Here is an 18,638-nt window from a genome sequence, read left to right as displayed (position 1 = left end):
CTGGATTGGCCAGCCGTCGCCGCCAGCCGCCGCACCGCCGGGTTCATCGACTTCCAGGCGCCGGACGCCCCCGGCGGCAGGCGGGACGCCGGCGCCGCGGCGGCCAGGGGCGCGGCCAGCGGCGAGTCCCGGCCGCCGACCGCGGCGGCCAGCAGCAGCGCGCCCGCCCCGACGGGACCGTCGTCGCCGAACGGCGCCCGGCCGGCACCCGATCGCGCCGCCGCCCGCGCGGCGAGCCCGGCCAGGGCGTCCCGGGCGCGGGCGTCGGGACGGCCGAGGCTGCCCGGCTCGGCCAGCGACCCGCTCGGGGCCGGTCCCACCGCGTCGCAGGCCCAGCCCAGCACCCGGACGGCGGTGTCCAGCGCCGTGCCTGCGGGTGCGGAGGGGCCGGCCGCGGCGGGCTCGGAGGGAGGCGCTCCCCGCACGTCGCTGCTCAAGGGGCACCGATCCAGAACGGTGCCGAGCGCATCTCGTCGCCCTCGGAGTAGTAGCAGCGCAGGACGCGCCGGCCGCGGTGGATGTTGATCAGGGCGGCGATCTGCCAGGGTCGCCGGAACGTGTCCTGGTGCAGGTCGACGTCGATGGAGGACAGCCCGAGCTCGGCCGACGCCGCGAACAGGTGCGTGTGGTACCAGCCGGCCAGCCGCTCGCCGTCCGGCCGCTGGGCGAGGGCGCTGTTGATCCGCAGGAAGCTGTCCCCGGTGAAGGTGAACTGCAGCAGCGACGCGCCGGTCCGCTGCGCGGCGACGGCCTCGGTGACGTGCACCAGGTAGCGCTGCGGGTGGCCGGCCCAGCGGTAGACCCGACCCGCGAGGAACCCGCCCTCCTCCACGTCCGTGGAGAAGGGGGTCGTGCCGATCAGGCCCGCGTAGGCGTCGCCGTCGAAGACGACGCCGACGCCCGCCCGCCGCCCGGCGCGCGGACCCGCCCCCTCGCCGAGCACCCCCAGCTCGCGCAGGGTGGCGGCGGGCGGCTCCGGATCCGGGATCTCCTCGACGTGGAAGGCGGCCGGCCGCCGGTGGTCCGTCGTGATCTCGACGAGCCCGCCGACCGGGGGCGTCGGGCGGACTAAGGCGATGTGTTCCAGGCCGGGGGCGACGATGCCGAAGCCCCAATGCTTCTCGGCCGGGTACTCCTCGGCCAGCAGTTGCTGCAGCGGGCGCGCGACGATCTCGCGCAGCGCGTGCGGGTGCTGGTAGCGCAGCTCGCCGTCGACGACGATCCGGACGTGGACGTAGCCGTGGCTGCCGCGCAGGTTGCGCACCGACGGTTCGCCGTCGAGCGTGCCGTGGTCGGGCACCGGCAGGAACGCCAGTCGGAAGGTGGCCTGTTCCAGGGACTCGCCGAGCAGCCACTCGAAGATCGGTCGCAGGAGCGGCATCAGCTTGACCCGGCGGGTCCGCACGTAGTCGTCGCTGCGGTACAGCTCCACGTCGACGGACATCGTCAGTCCATGATCTCGACGACGTTGGCGTAGCCGGACCGCGGGCGCGGCCCGTCGTCCAGCGGCCGGCCGCGCAGCTGCGCGACGCGGTCGGCGTGGTCGAACACCCAGGCGGCCGCCGTCCGGTCGTAGAAGTTGACGTGGACCTCCGCCGAGCCGTCCTGGTCGTGCCGGCCGGTCTCCTCGAACAGGCTGAAGTTGCGGTAGGCGGCCATGTCGATCAGGAGCTGGCACAGCTCGCCGAAGTTCATCGACGAGCGGTAGGACTCCGCGAGCACGCCCAGGCAGACGTGACCCTCCCGGTACGGCTTCTCCCGCAGCTGCGGGCAGTCGTAGTTCGGGAACACGTTCGGATGGAAGATCGGCGAGAGCCAGAAGACGAACGGCGGGGTCTCCGGGAAGCCGGCGCCGAGCTGGATGAGCACCGTCTGCCGGTCGTTCTCGCCCGGCTCGCCGCCCGTCACCGCGGGCGGCGCGAAACTGCGCTGGGTGAACTCGATCTCGTACTCGGTGGGCAGCGTCGGCGGCAGCCCGCGGACCTCGAATCCCGGGTGGCCGGCCGCGAAGGTGACGATCTCGTTGCGGACCCGGACCAGGGCGTCCCGGCGGTCCAGCGGATTGATCGCCCCGGCGGTGGCCTCGAAGGCGACCCGTAGATGGCCGCCGTCCTGGACGCCGGCGTCGTGCAGGGTCTGCTCCGGATCCAGCCGGCGGACCTGGCCGTTGCCCTCGTCCCGGTCGATGACGGTGGGGCGGCGCCGGTCCGCCGACGCCCCGCCGTACTGCTGCTCGATGACGGTCCCGGCCACGTTCCCGACGGTCTGCTGGGCGGGAGCGTCGGTCAGCCGGAACCGCCGGCCGTCCGGCCCGGTCACGTACACCGCGCTCAGCAGGTAGTCGCGCACGCCCGGTGGCACCAGCGTCCAGCTCAGGTCGGTGCGGTCGAGGATGGCCCGCACGGCGGTGACGTCGGCGGAGTCGACCTGGTAGGAGACCGCGTGGGCGGTGGACCACACCTCGGCCGGGGCCAGTCCGTGCTCGGCGAGCACGCCGGCGGCGTGGACCCGGTCCTGCTCGCTGCTGGCCCGCACGATCACGTGGCAGGCCGCGAACTGCTCGTCGGTGGCGGAGAACGCCGCGCCGTCGTAGTCCGCGCCGCCGTTCTCCGCGCCGCCGTTCTCCGCGCCGCCGTTCTCCGCGCCGCCGTTGTCCGTGCCGCCGTTGTCCGCGCTGTCATCATCTGCATCTGCGCCGCCGTTCTCCGCGCCGTCATCATCCGAGTCGTCGTCATCCGCGCCGTCGAGGTCCGCCGGTGGGCCGGCGGGCTCGATCAGTCCGTGGCCCTCGGCCAGTTCCACGAAAACCGAGTTGTACCGGTACACGCGCAACGCGCCCCGCAGCGTCCGCCGCCAGGGATCGTCGATGACACCGCTGTCGAGGAGCTCGAAGACCTCGTCCCACCACTCGCCCGGGCTCTGGCCGGAGGTCCAGACGGGGCGCTGATCGCGGGGCAGGCTCATCCGGCGCAGCAGGCTCTCCGCGGCCGACTGGTTGGCGAAGCGGCGGGCGATCTCGTCCCGCAGGTCCTCCACCTCGTCCACGGAGAGCCGGATCCGGCGCGGGGCCGCCCGCTGCGGGCGGCCGGGCTGTCCGGCCGTCCGCCTCACCGAGTCAGCTGTCGCCATCGGAACTCTCCCCCACGGAGCTGGACCGGGAGGATCTCCCGGGGTGCGACGCCGAGCGCACGCAACGTGTCCGCCGGCTCGGCGTCCCGGATGCGCTGGCTGGTGCGCGGCCGCATCCGGATGCCGCACTGGTCGCACCGGGGCGATCCGGCGGCGCCGGGCGTCGTGGCGGAGCCGGGCGCGCCGCCGCAGCGGGCACAGCGGTCGGGTAGGTGGAAAGGCTCCCACGTCTGCGGCTCGGCGCCGTCGGGCAGCCGCGCCAGCAGGTCGGCGACGGTGGCGTCGCAGGTGAGCGCCAGCGGCTCCACGCCGATCAGCGGGCGGTGATGCGGGCAGCCGGGGTCCCGCGACACGACGACCTCGTCCATCCGGCCGGCCAGGCCGTCGATGCGCAGCAGCCGGCCCGCGGGCTGCTCGCCGTGCAGCAGCCGGACCGCCAGCAGCGACAGCCAGCCCGCGACGATCGCGGTGGACAGGATCGACGCGGGCGCCGGGGCGTCGTCCACCGGGTCCGAGCAGCCCCAGGGCAGGTCGGTCTCGGCCCGCCAGGCGGCCGGCAGGGTGCAGCCCCAGCAGGGATCGTCGGCGGCGAGCCGCAGGCGCACCTCGCCGCCCCACGGGTGGGTTCCGCCGTCGACCAGCCGCGCCTGCGCGAGGGCGCAGCGGCCGAGCAGGTCCAGCCGGGATCGGCGGGAGTCCAGGCAGCCCAGCACCAGATCGGCTGCAGCGAGCTCGCCGAGGCCGACACCGGACAGCGGGCCCGGTCGGGTCGCCACCTCGACGCCGGGGGCCAGCGCCCGCAGGCCGGCGGCGGCGACTTCGACCTTCGGCCGCCCGAGCGCCGCCGGTCCGGCGGCGGCGAACAGCACGCACCGGGACAGGTTCGACGCCGCCACCGTGTCCGGGTCGCACAGGACGAGCCGGCCGACGCCGGCCAACGCCAGGTTCTTCGCGGTCTCGTTGCCGAGCGCGCCCACGCCGACGATGATCACGCTGGCACCGGCGAGGCGACTCTGGTCCCAGCCGTCGATGCGGCGCTGCCGGTCGAACCGGTCGGCCGTCATCGCGGGCCCGGCCGGTTGTCCTGCGGCGGCTCGGTGCGACGGGTGAGGGTGACCGGGCAGACCTTCATCGTGTTGCCCGGCCGCCAGCTCTCCCAGCACACCAGGCCGGTCGCCGGATCGCGGTGCACCGCGGCCCCGCAGGCCGGCGACAGCGGCTGGCACGGGCAGACGACGGCGTGCTCACCCGCCCGGAACGTGTGGGCGCAGAACAGGCAGCGCGGACGGTCGAAGGGAGCCGGTGGCCGCCGGGCCCGCCAGTCGTCCGGCCCGAGACGGGTCACCGGGATGCCGGCGGCCGGCGGCCACACGGCGAGCACCCCGGCCGCGAACGCGCTGACCTCGGGGTCCGCCGAGCCGGCCAGGTCCGCCGAGCCGGCCAGGTCCGCCGAGCCGGCCAGGTCCGCCGAGCCGGCCAGGTCCGCCGAGCCGGCCAGGTCCGCCGAGCCGGCCAGGTCCGCCGAGCCGGCCAGGTCCGCCGAGCCGGCCAGGTCCGCCGAGCCGGCCAGGGACGCCGGTGCCGCTGGGGACGCCGGTGCCGCTGGGGACGCCGATCGTCCCGGCCGAGCCAGGCCGCCCCGGACCGCGCTCGCCCCGGCCACGCCCCGGGCGGCGGCGCACGCCCGTCCCACGCCCGCCCGGGGCTTCGCCGGCGGCCGCTTCACCGCACTTCAACGCCGGGTCGAGATGAAACACGAGCGCGCGGCGGGAATCCACTCGGACCCGGTCCCCGCGGCGGAAGGTGTGCCCGCACGAGTGGCAAAGGGAGTGGCTCCACCAGGACGCCTGAGCGGTCACGGCGATGCCTTCGGTCGCTGTTCCGGCGTCCGCGTGCGGTTGCGGATCGAACGCCGCGAGCCGGCCGGACTCGAATGCCTCGGCCTCGCCGCCCGCCGGCGTCGGTATAGGCAACGGATAGTCGTGCATAATACGCCGCACCCCCCGTTGGCGCTCCCCCGAGCCCCGGCCAGCTCCACCGGCCGGAAACAACTTTGACAATAGCAGTCCGGAGACCGGTCGGACTATGCGCGGTGGCCCGCCCGGGACCCGTCCACGAGACAATTCGTCGGGCCGGTCGTCGCGGCGGGATGCCATCGCGAAATGCGCTGGCGACGCCGGGAACGGGTGGGACCCACGGCCGTGCTCGGGTCGGAGTCGAGGGGGTGGAAGCATGGCCGAGGCCGAGAACGAAACGGCGGCGTTGCGCGCCTGGGCCAGCGCCCAGGCCGCCACGGTGGGGCGCGGCCCACGGGCGGACGGGATCGAGATGGCCGGCGAGACCGGCGCGGCCGGGGGAGTCGGCGCGGCCGGGGGAGTCGGGGCGGTCGGGGCGACCGGCGCGGCAGGTCGTTTCCCGGCGGGGCCGGCGCGTGAGGGGGAGCTGCGGACCGCCGCCACCGGTCTCGCCGCGCTGGCGGCCGCGGGCCTGACGCTGCCGCTGTCGCTGCTGGTCGATCTGATGGCGTTGGCCGGCGGTGCCGAGCCGGCCGTGGCGGAGCTGCGTGCGCTGGCCCGCCGCGACGGCATGCGCCGGCTGCGGGAACTGTCCTGGCCGGCGCCGGCCAGGGTCGCGATCGCCGCCGTGCTCGCCGCGGACCTCCCCGGCCGGACGTCGACGCGTGGGCGGCCCTGGTGGCCCCGCCGGTACCACGCGACCTGCTGGCCGGGGCGCTGCGGGCGGCGCTCGCCGCGCCGGCCGAGCGGGTTGCGGTCCATCCGCCGTCGGTGGCGGCGCTGCGCCGGGCCGTCGATGGCGTGGGCGACGCCATGGTCGTCCTGCTGTCGGTGCTCGGCGCCGCCACGGCGGCCGCGGATCCGATGCTGCCGCTGCGGCTGCGTCACCGGGTGGCGGGAATCCCGCCGCTGCCGCGGCGCTACCGCTCCCTGCTGATGGCGGCCGGCGGCCAGAGCGCGGCCCGGGCCCGCACCCGGGCCGGCTCCGTCGACACCGGCCCCGACCTGAGCGGAGTCAGCCGACGCGGGCGGATCACCCGCCTGTTGACGACCCAGTTCGCGCTGCCCGCGGACCACTTCGCGCTGCGCCATGCCCGCGGCGAGCTGATGTACCGGATGCACGAGGTGGGCGCCGAGCCGCCGTCTCGCCGCGTCATGATCATATTGGATGTCTCCCCGGCGACGTTCGGGCCGATCGAGATCGTGCTGCGCCTGGTGGCGCACCTGGTTGCGACCGCGGTCCGGGCGGCCGACCAGGAGCCCCACCTCGTGCCGGCCGACGCGAGCGGGCGGCGCCGGCTCGACCGACCCGAGGACCTGGTGGACGTGTGGACGAGCAGGTCCCTCGACCCGCCGGACCTCCCGGCGGCGGTGGCGCTGGCCAGCCAGCTCGGCCAGGCCGGCGACGACCTGATCCTCGTGCTGGGCGAGCGGCACGCGGTGCGCGACCAGGGCCTGCGTCCCGGTCCGGGGCTGCGGATCCTGACCGTGCACGCCCCCGCTGACCCGCCGCCGCGGGCGGCCGGGGGCCCCGGCTGGATCCACCTCCCGCCGACGCCCGACGGTGACGAGCTCGCGGCCGCGGTGCGGGCACTCGTCGCGTTTGCCCCGGTCCACCCGCGCCCGGCTGGCTGAGCCTGTTCCGTCGGGATCGGACGAACCAGGCGTTCATGACGGCTTGACCGGGTGGCCGGGTCGTTCCATACTGTAACAAATCTGTCGCGTCGAGCTCGCGAACCATGACGGAACGTAGCCCGAGGGGTCGCCCGTTCCGGCCGGGAATGGTCGCTGCCGGCGCCGTGTCGGGGGGCACCTCATTCTCACTGTTCGTCCTGCACGCATCGGTGCCTGTGGCGCCGCAGACGCCGCCGTCCGGACTCGGGGAGCGCGGCGGTGACGGCGCCGGCGGGGCAGCCGACGCAGCTCGCGCGCATCGGCCTGTGGGGCGCCCCGCAGAGCGGGAAGACGACCTTCCTCGCCGCGCTCAACATCGCCGCGATCAGCCAGCCCGCCGTCCCGGGCAGCCCGTCCTGGATCGTCATCGGCGGCGACGACGACGCAGGGGCGTTCCTGTCCGAGAACACCGACCTGTTGCAGAGTCGGCACGTCTTCCCCTCCGCGACTCCGGGCATGACCGCGCTGAGCTGGCGGTTCATCGGCCCTCCGCGGGGCGGCCGGCTCGCGGGCCGGGCCCTGCGCCGCGGCCCGCGGCCGGAGAACACGGTCTTCGTCGTCGAGCTGCTCGACGTGGCCGGCCGCTACTTCGGCAGCTCCGTCCCGAAGAACTCGCTGCCCTCCTCCTCGGTGTTCGACGACGAGGGGATCGGGGTGTTCGACGACGAGGCGGACGCGCCCGACGAGTGGGAGCTGCTGCTCGACCACCTGAGCATGTGCGACGGGCTGGTCTATCTGTTCGATCCGGTGCGGGAACAGCGCAACAGCGACGCCTACGAGTTCTTCCAGCGCACCCTGGAGCAGGTCACCCGGCGGTGTTTCGAGGCCAACCGCCTGCGCGGCGGAAAACTGCCGCACTTCCTGGCGGTGTGCGTCACGAAGTTCGACGAGCCGGCGGTGTTCCGCCAGGCGTTCCGGACGGGCGTGGTGCTCACCGGCGACGAGCCGGAACGCATCCCCCGGGTTCCCGACAACCTCGCGAAGACCTTCTTCGACCGGCTGTGCGACGAGGGCCATGAAGGCTCGGCCCGACTGGTCCGCGGCAGCATCAACAACTTCTTCCATCCCGACCGGATCTCCTATTTTGTCAGCTCGTCCGTGGGCTTCTACATCGGGCCGTCGGGGTACTTCCGCGCGCATGACTTCACCAACGTCGTCAAGACCGGCGGGGAGGCACGGATCCGCGGCGCGATCCGGCCGATCAACGTGCTGGAGCCATTCCTCTGGCTGGAGGAGAGCACGCGGGCGGCCGCCCGCAAGAAGTGAGCACGCCGGTGGCCGGGAACACCGTGCGCCTGCCCGCCGGCTGGGCGGTGATGACGAAGGAGCCGGGCAGCGACGATGACTACGCCGTGCTGCGCTGCGGCGGCTACTTCAACCGGTTGCAGTATGAGCAGATCCTGCGCCGGTTCAACCCGGGCACGCCGCCGGCCCGGTCGCTGTCCGACCCGAGCGGCGAGTCGCTGCCCTGGGTGACGGTCTGCTACGCGCCGCGCGGCGCGGACACGGTGCTGGGGGTCGCCGTGCGCTCCTGGACGGAGCACGTCGACGGCGCGCACCGGCCGATCGCGGCGACCCGCTTCGTCTGCGTCCCCTTCTCCGCCCTGCGCGAGACCCCGGTGTCCTACGCCGACCTGTACGCCGCCGCGCTCCGCCTCGACCTCGACGGCCTGCCGGACGGCGCCGACACCGTCGAGCTGACCGTGGGCAGGCTGCGCCCCGCGGACGTCGAGGCGACCCTGGTCGAGCTGGACGTGGACCTGCCGACGGCGGCGGCGACGGCGGCGACGCTGCTCGCCCGCCCGGTGGCGGTGCTCGGCGCGCCGGTCGGCGAGCCGGACGACCAGGCGCTGACCCGGCTGCGTTACCTCGACGCGGTCGTCTCGCTGCTGCCCTACGGCCAGCGTGCCCGCCTCGTCGCCAGCACCTGGTTCGACCAGGCCGGTGCCCGTCACATCCGGCTCGGCTTCGGCGCCCGGGAACGGGCCGACCATGCGGGCGCGCCGTGGCAGCAGGGCGAGCGGATCCTGCGCCCGCTGCGCGGCGATGCCCGCACCTACCACCACCTGCTCGTCGGGCTGGTCGAGGGGCAGGCCTGGCCGCTGAGTCGGGTCGTCGAGCTGCTCGCAGCCGAGACCGAGCCGCACCCCGTCGATGACGCCGCGCACGCGGTGGGCTGCCTGGCCCGCGCCGACCCCGTCACCCATGTGCGCGGCCGGCTCGCCGCGGGCACCGCGACCGCGGCCGACCTGCTGGCGCTGTTCGCCTCCGGGCGCGTCGACACCCTGCCGGCGGCCGAGGTCGAACGCGCCGCCCACGTGCTGGTGGCGGACACGGGCGCGGAAGGTCTGGACGCGCTGGCCATCTCCTGGCCGAGATGGGTCAAACGCGGCCTCGTCGGCGCGGACCAGCGGGCCCGGCTCATGGCCATGGTGATGCGCACCGCCTGGGTGGCGCTGTGGGGCCCGCGCCCGGACCCGGCGGGCGCGAGCCGGCTCGCCGACCTGGCCGCCGCGCTCGACTTCTGGTCGACGCTGACCGCCCATGTGGTCAGTCCACGGCTGGACAACCAGCAGTGGGCGCGGACCCCACTGGGAGTTCCCGCGGCGCCCGCCCGGTTCCTCGCCGAGCAGATCCGGGTCGGACGGCTGTCCGGAGCCCGCCGGGAACGCGTCGCCGAGCACGTCCGTCAGGCGCTCGCCGCGGCGCCGGCCGTCGTACTCCTCGACCTGGTCGCGCTGGTGCTTACCATCGATCCCGACCAGACCGGCGGCTGGTTGTCCTGGCTGGCGTCCGCCGACCCGGCCCGCGAGCTGGTCGGGTTCACCGACGCCTGGGCGGGTGAGACGTCCGCGGCGGCGGTGGGGCGCGTCGCCCGGCACGGGGAGCGGCACGTGCTCACCCTGCTCCGCCTCGCCAGCCACGGGCCGTCGGAGCTACCGTTCCCGATCATCCCGGTGCTCGACCGGCTGCTGCGCACGGTGGCGGCACTGCCCGACGACGACCGCCGCGACTGGGCGGCGGAGCTCGCCGAGTGGCGCAGCGAGGACCCGACCATCGCCGCCCGGCTCGACCTGCTGGAGCTCGCGCTGACGGCGGCGGTGCGGGTGCCACTCGCCCGGCGGTTCGACGGCGAGGGATGGCCGCAGCCGTACCGGACCGCCTTCCTCGAGTACTTCGCGGTTCTCAGTGACGTCGGGGGCACCCGCGCCGGCACCGCGCTGGCCTGCGAGCGGGTGGTGGCGGGGCTCGCGGCCGACGTCACCGCGCACGGGCTGCCCGCGCGCGAATCCGCCGCCCGGGCGCTGCTGCACGTCCTGTACAAGGTCGCCACCGCCGACCGGGTGGACGCCGCCGCCCTGGTGCTGGCGGTGTACGGCGTGCTGGACCGGCGCCGCGAGCTCTACCAGCTGCCGGGCGGCAAGGACTGGCGCCGGCTCGTCACCGCCGACTATCCGGCCACCCGCGCCGTGCATCTGACCGCGCTGGTGCGCGCCCTGCCGGCCGATCCCGACGTCGAGGCCGTCACCGACCTGTGCGCGGACGCCCTGCTGGTCGGGGTTCGGCCGGCGGAGCTGCTCGCGGCCCTGCACGCGGGCGCCTGGCAGCTCGCGGGCCCCGACGCGCTGGAGATCGTCGTCGGCTGCGCGGACGAGATCGCCCGGCGCGCCGTGAATCCGCGGGCGATGCCCACCGGTTTCAGCGTCCGCGTCGCCCTGCGCGAGCTGGTACGCGGGGTATGCCGCGGGGAGGTGGGCGAACTGCCCGTGGCGGAGTTCGTCGCGAGGCTCGGCTCGCTGGCCCTGTTCGAGACGGGCCTACTGACGACGCTGCTCGGCGCGGTCGACGGTGACGATCCGCCCGGCCTGGACATGATCCAACGGGCCGACCGTAACCTGCGCGGCGTGCTGGACGGCGGCGTCACGGCCGGTCCGGCCGGCAGCCCGGCCCCGGACGGGAGCGGCTGGGCCGTCCCGACCCTGCGCGGCAACCGCGACCTGGTCCGGCAGATGCTGGCCGAGCTGGGACGGGCCCCGTTGGCGACGGTGCTCGCCCACGCCGGACGGGACCCCCGGCGCCCCGTCGACGGCGAGGGCCTGTACCTACTGCTGGGTGAGCTCGCGGTGGCGGCGCTCCCCGAGGACCCGCCCGCGGCGGACCTGCTGGCGCCGGCCGTCCGGGAGATCGTGAGTGGCCGCATGGGCGACGACGCCGCCGAGGACCTCGCCGGCTGGCTCGCCGACGTCGCGCCGGCCCGGCTGTGCCTGCGTACGGAGGCGCTCGCCGCGCTGGCCGCCGAGCTCGACCCGCCGGCCCGCGGGATCCTCCTCGACCGGCTGGCCCCGCTCGCCGCGGGCATCGCCGAGCTCGCCGAACGCGGCCGGGGCCGGGGCGGCATCCGGGCGATCTCCGATCGGGCCGGCGTAGTGATCAAGGTTGTGCGGCACCGTGGCCGACCGGGGGACGAGTGATGACATCCGAACGTCGGGAAGTTCCCGCCCGCCGAGGGCCGCGGCCGGTCGTGGGCGCCGATCGGTCGCCGGCGGCGCCCTCGCGCGGGCTGCTTGGGCTGAGCGGGCTGAGCGGGCTGAGCGGGCTGCTTGGGCTGCTCGTGGCGGTCCTGATGGCCACGAGCGTGTCCGGCGTCGCCCCCGCCCGGGCGGCCGGCCCGGCCGGCGGGGTGGGCGGGGTGGCGCAGCTCGGGCGGACGGCGGTGCTCGACGCGCTCGGCGTGCCGACCCTGCCGGCGGAGTACGTCGTGCTCGTCGACACCTCGGCGTCCATGTCGCGCGGCGGGCTCTACGGCCCGGTCCGGTCCACCCTGTCGTCGTTCGTCGCCAGCCTCGACCCCGCCGACCGGCTCTCCGTCGTCGGCTTCGACGAGGTGCCCCAGGTCGCGTTCAGCGGCCCGGCGGCGAATGCCCGCTCGGCGATCGGCCGGCTGCCGGCCACCGCGACCGGGGCCAGCACCGACATCGGCGCGGCCCTGTCGACCGCGATCGACCTGCTCGACCATCCGGACGCGGCGCGCTCCGGAGCGGTGATCCTGCTGACCGACGGCAGGCACCAGCCCCCGGTCAACTCGCCCTTCCCCGCCGAGACCGGCCGGCCCTGGACCGATCTCGCCGAGCGGGCCCGCACGCGCCTCGCCGGTCGCGACATCGCCGGCTACGCCTTCGCCCTCGACAACGCCGACGCCGGCCGGGCGGGGGCGACCCTGCTGCGCAGCGTCCTGCCGGCGACGACCGTGCTGGCCCTGCCCCCCGGTCAGCTCCCGCAGTACCTGTCCCGGGTCCAGCAGCACGCCCGGGCGCAGAAGGCCGCCGAGCTGCTCGCCGATGACGTGCGCGGCCCGGTCGTCACGGTCGGCTGGCGCTGGGCGTCGGCTGGTCGCACGCTCGCCGACGTCGACCCGACAGCGGGGACCGGCACGGTGGAGGTCACGGTGACCTCGACCGCACGGCGCCTGCCGGTGGAGCTCACCGGCGTCCGCGTGGTCTCCACCGACCCGTCGGTGTCCATCGCCACCCCGGCCACCCCGGCGGCCGGCACCCCCGGCGGTGGCCTGCCGGAACGTATCGCCCTCGCCCCCGGGCAGCGGCGCGTCTATCAGGTGCCGGTGTCGTTGTCCCCGCGTACCGGCGGGGCGGTGCGGCGCAGTCACCGGGTCGACGGCGGGCTGAGCCTCATGAGCACCGTCGATTCGCCCTGGCGCACCGTGCTCACCTCGGAGTTCGGGCTGCGGATGGACCCGGCCCCGCGCGGCGCGTCGACCCGCGTGCACGGCTCGGTCGCGGCCGGCTGGAACCCGGCGGCCATCGCCGAGATCGTCGTGCTGGTCGCGCTCGTGCTGCTGTTCGCGCTCGGCTTCATCGACCGGCGCCGGCCACGGCTGCGCGGCGTGCTGGCGGCCGAGGCGGCCGACGGTCGGCTCGACCGGGTGGCGATGCGCGGCCGGCGGCTGCACCTGGGACCGGAGCGTGACGACGACGTCGTGGTCCCCGGCACCGGCAGCGTGCATGGCCGGCGGATGGGGCGCGGGCGGCTCGCTGCCGGCGCTCGGCCCACGGGCCGAGCCGGGCGGGACCGGATCGACCTGGTGATCGACTACCAGCCGCCCGGCATCACCGGGCTGCCGCCGCTGGTGCTGCGGCCCGGAGAAAGCCGCGGGCACGGCGACGTCACGTTCACCTACACGCTGCCCGGCCAGCCGATCGGCCCTGCCGACACCGCCGTGTTCCCCGCCGCCGACCACCCCGGCGACGGCGACCCAGGCGCCCATGGGCCGTACCCGGACGGGCCGTCACCGGGCGGTCCCTTCGCCGACGACCGGTTCCCCCGTGCCGGCGGCTTCACCAGCTCACCCTAGCCGGAGCGGACGTACTCGGACACTGCGCCGTCCGGGCGAACGAGCCGGAGCACCCCGTTGTCGATTGCCCATCCACAGGTCACCGGATTTCGGCCCGCGGCCTGCAGCGTCAGTTGCCGACCGGAGACGACGATCTTCCCGGCGACGCCTCCGCCCGCCTGATCGGCTAGCTGGAACGTGCCGTCAGCGGAGATCCGAAGGGTCGCCCAGTAGTTGCCGCTCGTATCGATCCAGCTTCCGACGAGGGCGCTCGCGCCCTGCCCCTGATCGGCGCGCAGATAGACGCTGCCATCGATGGAGAGCCGTCCACCGCCGGCCGCCCAGGTCGAGGAGTACGGTCGTCCACCTTCTGGGCTGAACATGATTACAGTGCCCTGCACGGTGGCAGTGCCGGTGATCGTGATACCTCGCCGTTCGTTGCTCCTGCGGTATCGCCCATCAGCCTGGAAGGCCAGGTACCAACTTCCGATACCCCGCGAGTCCTGACCGTTCCAGACACCGACGAGTGCGGCCGGAAGGAGCCGCGACGTCGGTTGCTGCGGCGGTGGCTGTACCGGCGGTCGACCGCCGCCGCCGCCCGGCGGGAAGCCCCCTTCCCCGACAGCCTCGCTCGCTGTGCAGCCCGTGGCCAGGAGGGTGGCGATGACGAGGCCAGAGATCTCCCTGATCGTCACGAATCTCCGGAACGGAACGCGACGATTTCTCATTGCTCCTCGCTGCTCTTCGGCGGGCAGAACGGAAGATGTGCCTAGTGGATCTCCAGCCAGGCTGGCGGGAATCCGATCTTTCCGCTCTTCGGGAAGAAGCCGAACCGACGGACCCGGGTGGGATCGTCCCCGCTCTTGGCGTCGTTGACGACCCGTACGAGGTAGTACTCCTGCCCGGTCCGGCGTCTGGTCAGAACGGTGGCTCGAACGAGCCGCAGCCCCGCGCACTCGACCTCGAGCACTCGCTCATGGAGCGAGCCGTCCGGCAGGAGAAAGTTCTCCCGAAACAACTCGGCCAGGTTCCGGTTTATTTTTCTCTTCTCTCCTATCTTGGCGCTCTGACCCACGACGTTGGCCACGGTGATCGTGAGCCCGAGCGCTTTCCGCGCATTTTCCATGGAGTTACCCGCCACCCTGTGCTCCCCCGCTCACGGATTTCTGCCACCGGTGTGCCGCGGGGTCCGCGGCCACCTGCGCGATGGTCAGGTCAGATGTGTGTCACCAGACAGCCAGGAGGCGATTTGCGCAGCCACCTCCGCAGTGTGCGGCTCGGGTAGGAAAAGCCATTGCCCGCCTGGGTTGAGATCGATGAAGAATGCTCCATCGTCATTCTCGATCCAGTCTTGGCTTGAGAACCGCACGGACATCGCGGCGGCGATCTGGAGCGCCTGGCGCTCGATGGCCGTGGCCCTTGTGAACTTCCAGGAATGGTGAGCCGACGGGTCGATGCGCCAGTCCAACGGCAATCCCACCGCATCGAGCTCGAACGCCCAGGACCGGTCCGCGACGGTCACCACCCGGAGATGCCGTCGAGCTGTCAGCTTGGTTTGTAGCAGGAACGGGGAGCCGGACAGATGCGCTCGGATCACCGGGTCCCGCGGGTCGATCGCGCTGGCGAACACCTTCAGGCTTCGGCTGCGATCCAGCCAGAACAGTTCCATTCCCAGCGGCTTCGCCACGACGAGCTCGACATCGGGTAGGTCCCCGTCGAGCACGTCGCCGACGAAGGTCCGGGGCGCCTCGATCCCGAGTGACGACGCAGCCACGCCCTGCGTCAGCTTGTTCTCCGCCGACAGCAGCGCGTCGAAGCCGGTGAGCCATGAGCACCGGGGGTTTCGGGCCAGAAAGGCGACCAACGACTGCCAGCCGCTGTTGATCGCCGACTGCTTCGATCCCGTCACGACTCCGTGATTCCACGCCGGCGGCAACGGGCGCCGGATCCAGCCCCGGTGTGCCGAGCCCAGGTCGACCAGCCCCTGACCACCGACCGACTCCACCTGGATCATCGCGCCGGATACACGGTAGCTCAACCGCTGAATGCTGGCGGCATCGAAGACCGTCAGCGCTCGGCGCCGCGGGGCGAAATCAACGACTCGACGGACATGTGGGTCGTCCATCGATCCAATTATCACGATCGGCGGATCAGGCGCCATGGACTCGTCCCGAGCTCAAGAGAAGACGATGACCGGATCGGCGTCGGTTGTCTCGACGGAGGTCGAGGTCGTCAGATACGGCCCATCCAGCTCCCCGTCGATCTCCTGGGCGAGGATGTCGTACAGGCTGCGCCGTCCCGGTGCCACGGCGGGGGTGTCGACGATGTCCGGGATTGTCATCGGGTCCTCGTTTCGGGTCGGATGCTTCGTGTGGATGCGCCTGCCGGTCCGCGCACCGCTCCGTCCCGCCTGTCACGGCAGTGAGCACCGCTGCGGCCGATGCCCAGGCCCACAAGGACATCGTCGCCCGTCCGCTTGGCGCGACAAGGTCCGACAACTGCGTATTGACAGAAGTGTGGAATTGAGGTAAAGGGGGCTCTTGGCTTTCCTTGTCGAGATCGCTGGGGCATGCGACCATCGCCTCATGGGGGAATCGCGGATAACGACGCAATGGCTCGATCTGATGGCCGATCTGCTGGAGACGCCGACCGCGGAGCTGCCCGTAGGGCGTATATCCGAGCAACTCAGAATCACATTCGAGGTGCGCGGGGTCGCCTACCACCACCGCACATCCGGTGGCCCGCTGACACAGGGCATGTATCCGGTCGAGGAGCAGTTCGCCGGCCACCGCCGCTATATCGACCGGTGGAGCATTGACGACGCGGTGGTTGCTCACCCGCTGCTTCGATTCTATCTCGCGACTCGACAGAGCCGTCCGCTCCAGGTCCTCGATGTTCCCGAGCGGTTCGCCGACCGCCACGTCATGGGCGCGTGGCGGGATCTCGGTTCGAGTTGGGGGGTCGCGTCCCAGGCCGCGATACCGCTGCACTTCGGCCGCGACAGTCATCGCGCGTTCGTCATCGGACGGGCCGATCCCTTCACCCCGGATGAGCTTGCCCTGTTGCGGACGTTGCACCGGCTGCTCTGCGTCCTCGACCGACACGTCAGCGTGTTGCGCGCGGTCGAGTCCGACCCGAGGGCGCGCGGGGGCGCGCGAGACGTTCGGCTGTCCCCTCGGGAGACGGCGGCCCTGCGCCTGGCCGCGGACGGCATGACCGCCGCAGCGGCGGGCCGCCGCCTCGGCATCGCCGAGAGCACCGTGCACAAGCATCTCGAACGCGCTTACCGCAAGCTCGGCGCACGCGATCGTGTCACGGCGGTGCTGCGCGCCCAGGAGATGGGGCTGCTACCGCCCCAGCCGGGAGATGTCAGCTCCACTCGACGACCACTGCCCCGGCCTGCGAGCCCGCAGCCGGGGAGCTAGGGAGCGTCAGTCGTCCCCGGGGAAGCGGACGGCCCGCGCCGCCCGCAGGGCCCGCTCACGGTCGGCCAGGCTCCGCGCGAGCAGCGCGTCCACCCGGCCGAGCAGCTCGGCGGCCTCGGTCAGGCCGCCGATGCCCGCGGACATCGCGTTGCCGGCGTCGGCGAGCCCCGTCAGGGCGCGGTGGCGGTCCTCGTGGGTGTCGCGCAGGCGGGTGAGCTCCGTCTGCGCGGCCTCGACCTCCCCGGCGAGGCGGGTGTCCTCATCCCTGGCGCGCTCCAGCGCCGCCCGCCGGTCGACGAGCAGTTCCCGCAGCTGCCGGTGGTTCGCGTCGGCGCGGCGCAGCTCGCGTGCGGTGCGTTCGTCGAGCCTGCCGATCTGCTCGGTGGTGAGCTGGACGAGGCGCACCGAGGCACCGGTGATCGCCGCCTCGACGTCGGCGATCTCGTCCGCGGTCGATCCGAGCCGCCGCTCCAGCACGTCCACCTGCGCCCGCAGGTCGTCGATCTGGTCGGCCAGCGCCTCGGCGCGGCGCAACGCGTGCAGCCGCTCCTCGACCGCCCGGTTCTCCCGGTCGCGGTCGAGTAGATCGCGGTGACGCGCCTGGCGGTCGGCGAGCTCCTCCCGGGCCTGCCGCACCCGGACCGCGTCCCGGCGCAGCCGGGCCGCGAGCCGGTCGACCTCGTCCTCCGCGGCGACACCGGCGTCGGCCGCGGCCAGCACCGCCGGTAGGGCGTCGCCGATCTCGCCGCCGACGGAGAGGGCGGCGTGCAGCTCCACCACGGCCCGGAACGCGTCCGCGGACGAGGTGGTGGGGGACCCGTCGGAGTCCACGGCAGGCAACCCGCCGGCGCCGGAGGCCGCGGCGGACCCGTCCATGCCCGCGGCGGCGCCCGCGGCGGCGCGCAGCGCGTCGGCGACCCACAGCAGCGTCCAACGCAGGGCCTCGAAGGGCGCGTCCACCCCGTTCCCGGCGGCCGCCCGCGCAGCGTGCGCCCGCAGCTCGGCGGCGTCGCCGGTGATCCGCCTCTCCTCGGCGACGGCCGCCCCGGAGCCGGGACCCCATCCGCCGGCCTCCGGTCGCGCGGGCCGGCCCTGGCCGTCCATCGGTCGGGTCATCCGCCCTCCTCCAACGGGAGAATCCACACCTCGCCGCCGCCCACCGGGCGCAGGCCCAGCGAGCCCAGCGGGCTCCGGCTCGCCTCGACCCAGACCCGGTACTCGCCGGGCGGCAGCCGGTCGGCACGCAGGCGCAGGGTCCGGAGGGTACCGCCGTCCTCGCGGACATCCGCGACGATCGTCCCCTCGTGCGAGCCGTTCACCCGCAGGACGGGCGGTTCGGGCGGCTCGCCGGGGCTGCCCTGGCCGGGCTGGCCGAGCGGGCCGGCGTCGCCGGCGTGGCCGCGCGCGTCGTCGTCGGCGGCGGTCAGCACCAGGTCGGCCGAGGCGAGCAGGCCGTGCCGGATTCGGTGCACCCGCAGGCTCACCGCGTGCGGGTAGCGTTCGATCACCTCGACGCGCCCCGTGGCCAGCAGCGCCGCCCCGCGGGCGGCCGCGAGCTCCGGGCGGTCCAGCCGGCCCGGACGCGGGCCCCGGCCCCGGTACGGCCCCGGCCCGCCGCCGGGGCTCGCGAGGTCCACGGGCCCGGACGCCGCCGCGGCCGCGGCCTTCGCGACGGCCCTCGCCGTCGCGGCGCGGGCCGGCGGCAGCGCGCCGAGGCCGCCCACGGTGACGAACTCCAGCGGCGCGCCCCCGGCGCCGGCCGGCCCCGGGCCGGACGGCTCGGCGCGGGCGTCCCCCCGGCCCGGCTCGTGTGGCCCCGACCCACCGGGCGCGGCCGGGTCGTCGAACAGGTCGGCGCGGCGGCTGAGCAGGGTCGTCACGACCTCCTCGATTCTCCTGGCCACGGGGACGAACGCGTCGAGGACGTCGCCGGCGCCGATCCGGAACGAGCGGTCGCGCCAGTCGAAGCGATAGGCCCGCGCGTCGCGGAACACCGGCTGCCGCGCCGCCGCGGTCAGCACCTCCCCGAGCCGGCGCTGGTCACGC

The 18,638-nt window shown here is 74.4% G+C and carries 14 protein-coding genes and 2 pseudogenes; 5 read left to right on the top strand and 11 right to left on the bottom strand.

The window, feature by feature from the left end:
- The 5 genes and pseudogenes from FRAQA3DRAFT_RS36170 to FRAQA3DRAFT_RS31675 all read right to left on the bottom strand — a co-directional run.
- Window positions 1–437, bottom strand: a pseudogene (locus tag FRAQA3DRAFT_RS36170) (hypothetical protein); the annotation flags it as partial.
- Entirely contained in the window at window positions 434–1,444 is a 1,011-nt protein-coding gene (locus tag FRAQA3DRAFT_RS19475; protein ID WP_009740765.1) for a JAB N-terminal domain-containing protein, read from the bottom strand. The gene FRAQA3DRAFT_RS19475 and the pseudogene FRAQA3DRAFT_RS36170, both read right to left, overlap by 4 nt.
- Before the next feature lie 2 nt (window positions 1,445–1,446).
- On the bottom strand, window positions 1,447–3,129 hold the full coding sequence (locus tag FRAQA3DRAFT_RS19470; protein WP_009740764.1) for an effector-associated domain EAD1-containing protein: 1,683 nt from the start codon (window positions 3,127–3,129) through the stop codon (window positions 1,447–1,449).
- Window positions 3,108–4,193, bottom strand: a complete 1,086-nt coding sequence (locus tag FRAQA3DRAFT_RS31680; protein WP_009740763.1) for a ThiF family adenylyltransferase — start codon at window positions 4,191–4,193, stop codon at window positions 3,108–3,110. The genes FRAQA3DRAFT_RS19470 and FRAQA3DRAFT_RS31680 overlap by 22 nt, the downstream gene beginning before the upstream one ends.
- Entirely contained in the window at window positions 4,190–4,855 is a 666-nt protein-coding gene (locus FRAQA3DRAFT_RS31675; RefSeq protein ID WP_051054401.1) for a hypothetical protein, read from the bottom strand. The genes FRAQA3DRAFT_RS31680 and FRAQA3DRAFT_RS31675 overlap by 4 nt, the downstream gene beginning before the upstream one ends.
- Before the next feature lie 967 nt (window positions 4,856–5,822).
- Between FRAQA3DRAFT_RS31675 and FRAQA3DRAFT_RS32130 the strand changes: the two genes are divergently transcribed.
- The 4 genes from FRAQA3DRAFT_RS32130 to FRAQA3DRAFT_RS19445 all read left to right on the top strand — a co-directional run bounded on the left by FRAQA3DRAFT_RS32130 (window position 5,823) and on the right by FRAQA3DRAFT_RS19445 (window position 13,188).
- Window positions 5,823–6,779: a hypothetical protein gene (locus FRAQA3DRAFT_RS32130; RefSeq protein ID WP_009740762.1), complete on the top strand. Its 957-nt coding sequence runs from the start codon at window positions 5,823–5,825 to the stop codon at window positions 6,777–6,779.
- Window positions 6,780–7,037: 258 nt separating this feature from the next.
- A complete protein-coding gene (locus FRAQA3DRAFT_RS19455; protein WP_009740761.1) occupies window positions 7,038–8,084 on the top strand; it encodes a hypothetical protein in 1,047 nt (348 codons plus the stop codon).
- Between the two features lie 8 nt (window positions 8,085–8,092).
- Entirely contained in the window at window positions 8,093–11,290 is a 3,198-nt protein-coding gene (locus FRAQA3DRAFT_RS19450) for a hypothetical protein (protein WP_009740760.1), read from the top strand.
- Window positions 11,290–13,188 carry a vWA domain-containing protein gene (locus FRAQA3DRAFT_RS19445; RefSeq protein ID WP_009740759.1) on the top strand — a complete coding sequence of 633 codons (1,899 nt, stop codon included), beginning with the start codon at window positions 11,290–11,292 and terminating at the stop codon, window positions 13,186–13,188. Before FRAQA3DRAFT_RS19450 ends, FRAQA3DRAFT_RS19445 begins: the two co-directional genes overlap by 1 nt.
- Here FRAQA3DRAFT_RS19445 and FRAQA3DRAFT_RS36165 read toward each other — a convergent pair.
- The 4 genes from FRAQA3DRAFT_RS36165 to FRAQA3DRAFT_RS35230 form a co-directional block, all read right to left on the bottom strand.
- The gene (locus FRAQA3DRAFT_RS36165) at window positions 13,185–13,862 is read right to left on the bottom strand and encodes a hypothetical protein (RefSeq protein WP_198286933.1); all 678 of its coding nucleotides are present in this window, start codon (window positions 13,860–13,862) and stop codon (window positions 13,185–13,187) included. The two genes, FRAQA3DRAFT_RS19445 and FRAQA3DRAFT_RS36165, sit on opposite strands and share 4 nt — an antisense overlap.
- Before the next feature lie 74 nt (window positions 13,863–13,936).
- The gene (locus FRAQA3DRAFT_RS35235; RefSeq protein ID WP_009740757.1) at window positions 13,937–14,293 is read right to left on the bottom strand and encodes a hypothetical protein; all 357 of its coding nucleotides are present in this window, start codon (window positions 14,291–14,293) and stop codon (window positions 13,937–13,939) included.
- Window positions 14,294–14,377: 84 nt separating this feature from the next.
- On the bottom strand, window positions 14,378–15,292 hold the full coding sequence (locus FRAQA3DRAFT_RS19430) for a hypothetical protein (protein ID WP_157467486.1): 915 nt from the start codon (window positions 15,290–15,292) through the stop codon (window positions 14,378–14,380).
- A gap of 51 nt (window positions 15,293–15,343) precedes the next feature.
- Complete coding sequence (locus tag FRAQA3DRAFT_RS35230) at window positions 15,344–15,508, bottom strand: hypothetical protein (protein WP_009740755.1); 165 nt, start codon at window positions 15,506–15,508, stop codon at window positions 15,344–15,346.
- A 244-nt stretch (window positions 15,509–15,752) separates the two neighbouring features.
- Between FRAQA3DRAFT_RS35230 and FRAQA3DRAFT_RS31665 the strand changes: the two genes are divergently transcribed.
- A complete protein-coding gene (locus FRAQA3DRAFT_RS31665) occupies window positions 15,753–16,592 on the top strand; it encodes a LuxR C-terminal-related transcriptional regulator (protein ID WP_083873761.1) in 840 nt (279 codons plus the stop codon).
- A 6-nt stretch (window positions 16,593–16,598) separates the two neighbouring features.
- Here FRAQA3DRAFT_RS31665 and FRAQA3DRAFT_RS19420 read toward each other — a convergent pair whose 3' ends face one another.
- Window positions 16,599–17,708, bottom strand: coding sequence for a hypothetical protein (locus FRAQA3DRAFT_RS19420; RefSeq protein ID WP_009740753.1), 1,110 nt, complete (start codon window positions 17,706–17,708; stop codon window positions 16,599–16,601).
- Window positions 17,705–18,638: pseudogene (locus FRAQA3DRAFT_RS19415) on the bottom strand (hypothetical protein); the annotation flags it as partial. The pseudogene FRAQA3DRAFT_RS19415 and the gene FRAQA3DRAFT_RS19420, both read right to left, overlap by 4 nt.

The organism is Frankia sp. QA3 (genome assembly GCF_000262465.1).
Classification (GTDB): domain Bacteria; phylum Actinomycetota; class Actinomycetes; order Frankiales; family Frankiaceae; genus Frankia.
Note: the sequence above shows the minus strand (reverse complement) of the source record. Positions and strands in the feature narration are given on the sequence as shown.

Excerpts from the sequence above, each read along its gene's own strand:
- FRAQA3DRAFT_RS19475 (WP_009740765.1), bottom strand. The coding sequence starts at position 1,444 with ATGTCCGTCGACGTGGAGCTGTACCGCAGCGACGACTACGTGCGGACC.
- FRAQA3DRAFT_RS19470 (WP_009740764.1), bottom strand. The coding sequence starts at position 3,129 with ATGGCGACAGCTGACTCGGTGAGGCGGACGGCCGGACAGCCCGGCCGC.
- FRAQA3DRAFT_RS31680 (WP_009740763.1), bottom strand. The coding sequence starts at position 4,193 with ATGACGGCCGACCGGTTCGACCGGCAGCGCCGCATCGACGGCTGGGAC.
- FRAQA3DRAFT_RS19445 (WP_009740759.1), top strand. The coding sequence starts at position 11,290 with ATGACATCCGAACGTCGGGAAGTTCCCGCCCGCCGAGGGCCGCGGCCG.
- FRAQA3DRAFT_RS35235 (WP_009740757.1), bottom strand. The coding sequence starts at position 14,293 with ATGGAAAATGCGCGGAAAGCGCTCGGGCTCACGATCACCGTGGCCAAC.
- FRAQA3DRAFT_RS19430 (WP_157467486.1), bottom strand. The coding sequence starts at position 15,292 with ATGGACGACCCACATGTCCGTCGAGTCGTTGATTTCGCCCCGCGGCGC.
- FRAQA3DRAFT_RS35230 (WP_009740755.1), bottom strand. The coding sequence starts at position 15,508 with ATGACAATCCCGGACATCGTCGACACCCCCGCCGTGGCACCGGGACGG.
- FRAQA3DRAFT_RS31665 (WP_083873761.1), top strand. The coding sequence starts at position 15,753 with ATGGGGGAATCGCGGATAACGACGCAATGGCTCGATCTGATGGCCGAT.
- FRAQA3DRAFT_RS19420 (WP_009740753.1), bottom strand. The coding sequence starts at position 17,708 with ATGACCCGACCGATGGACGGCCAGGGCCGGCCCGCGCGACCGGAGGCC.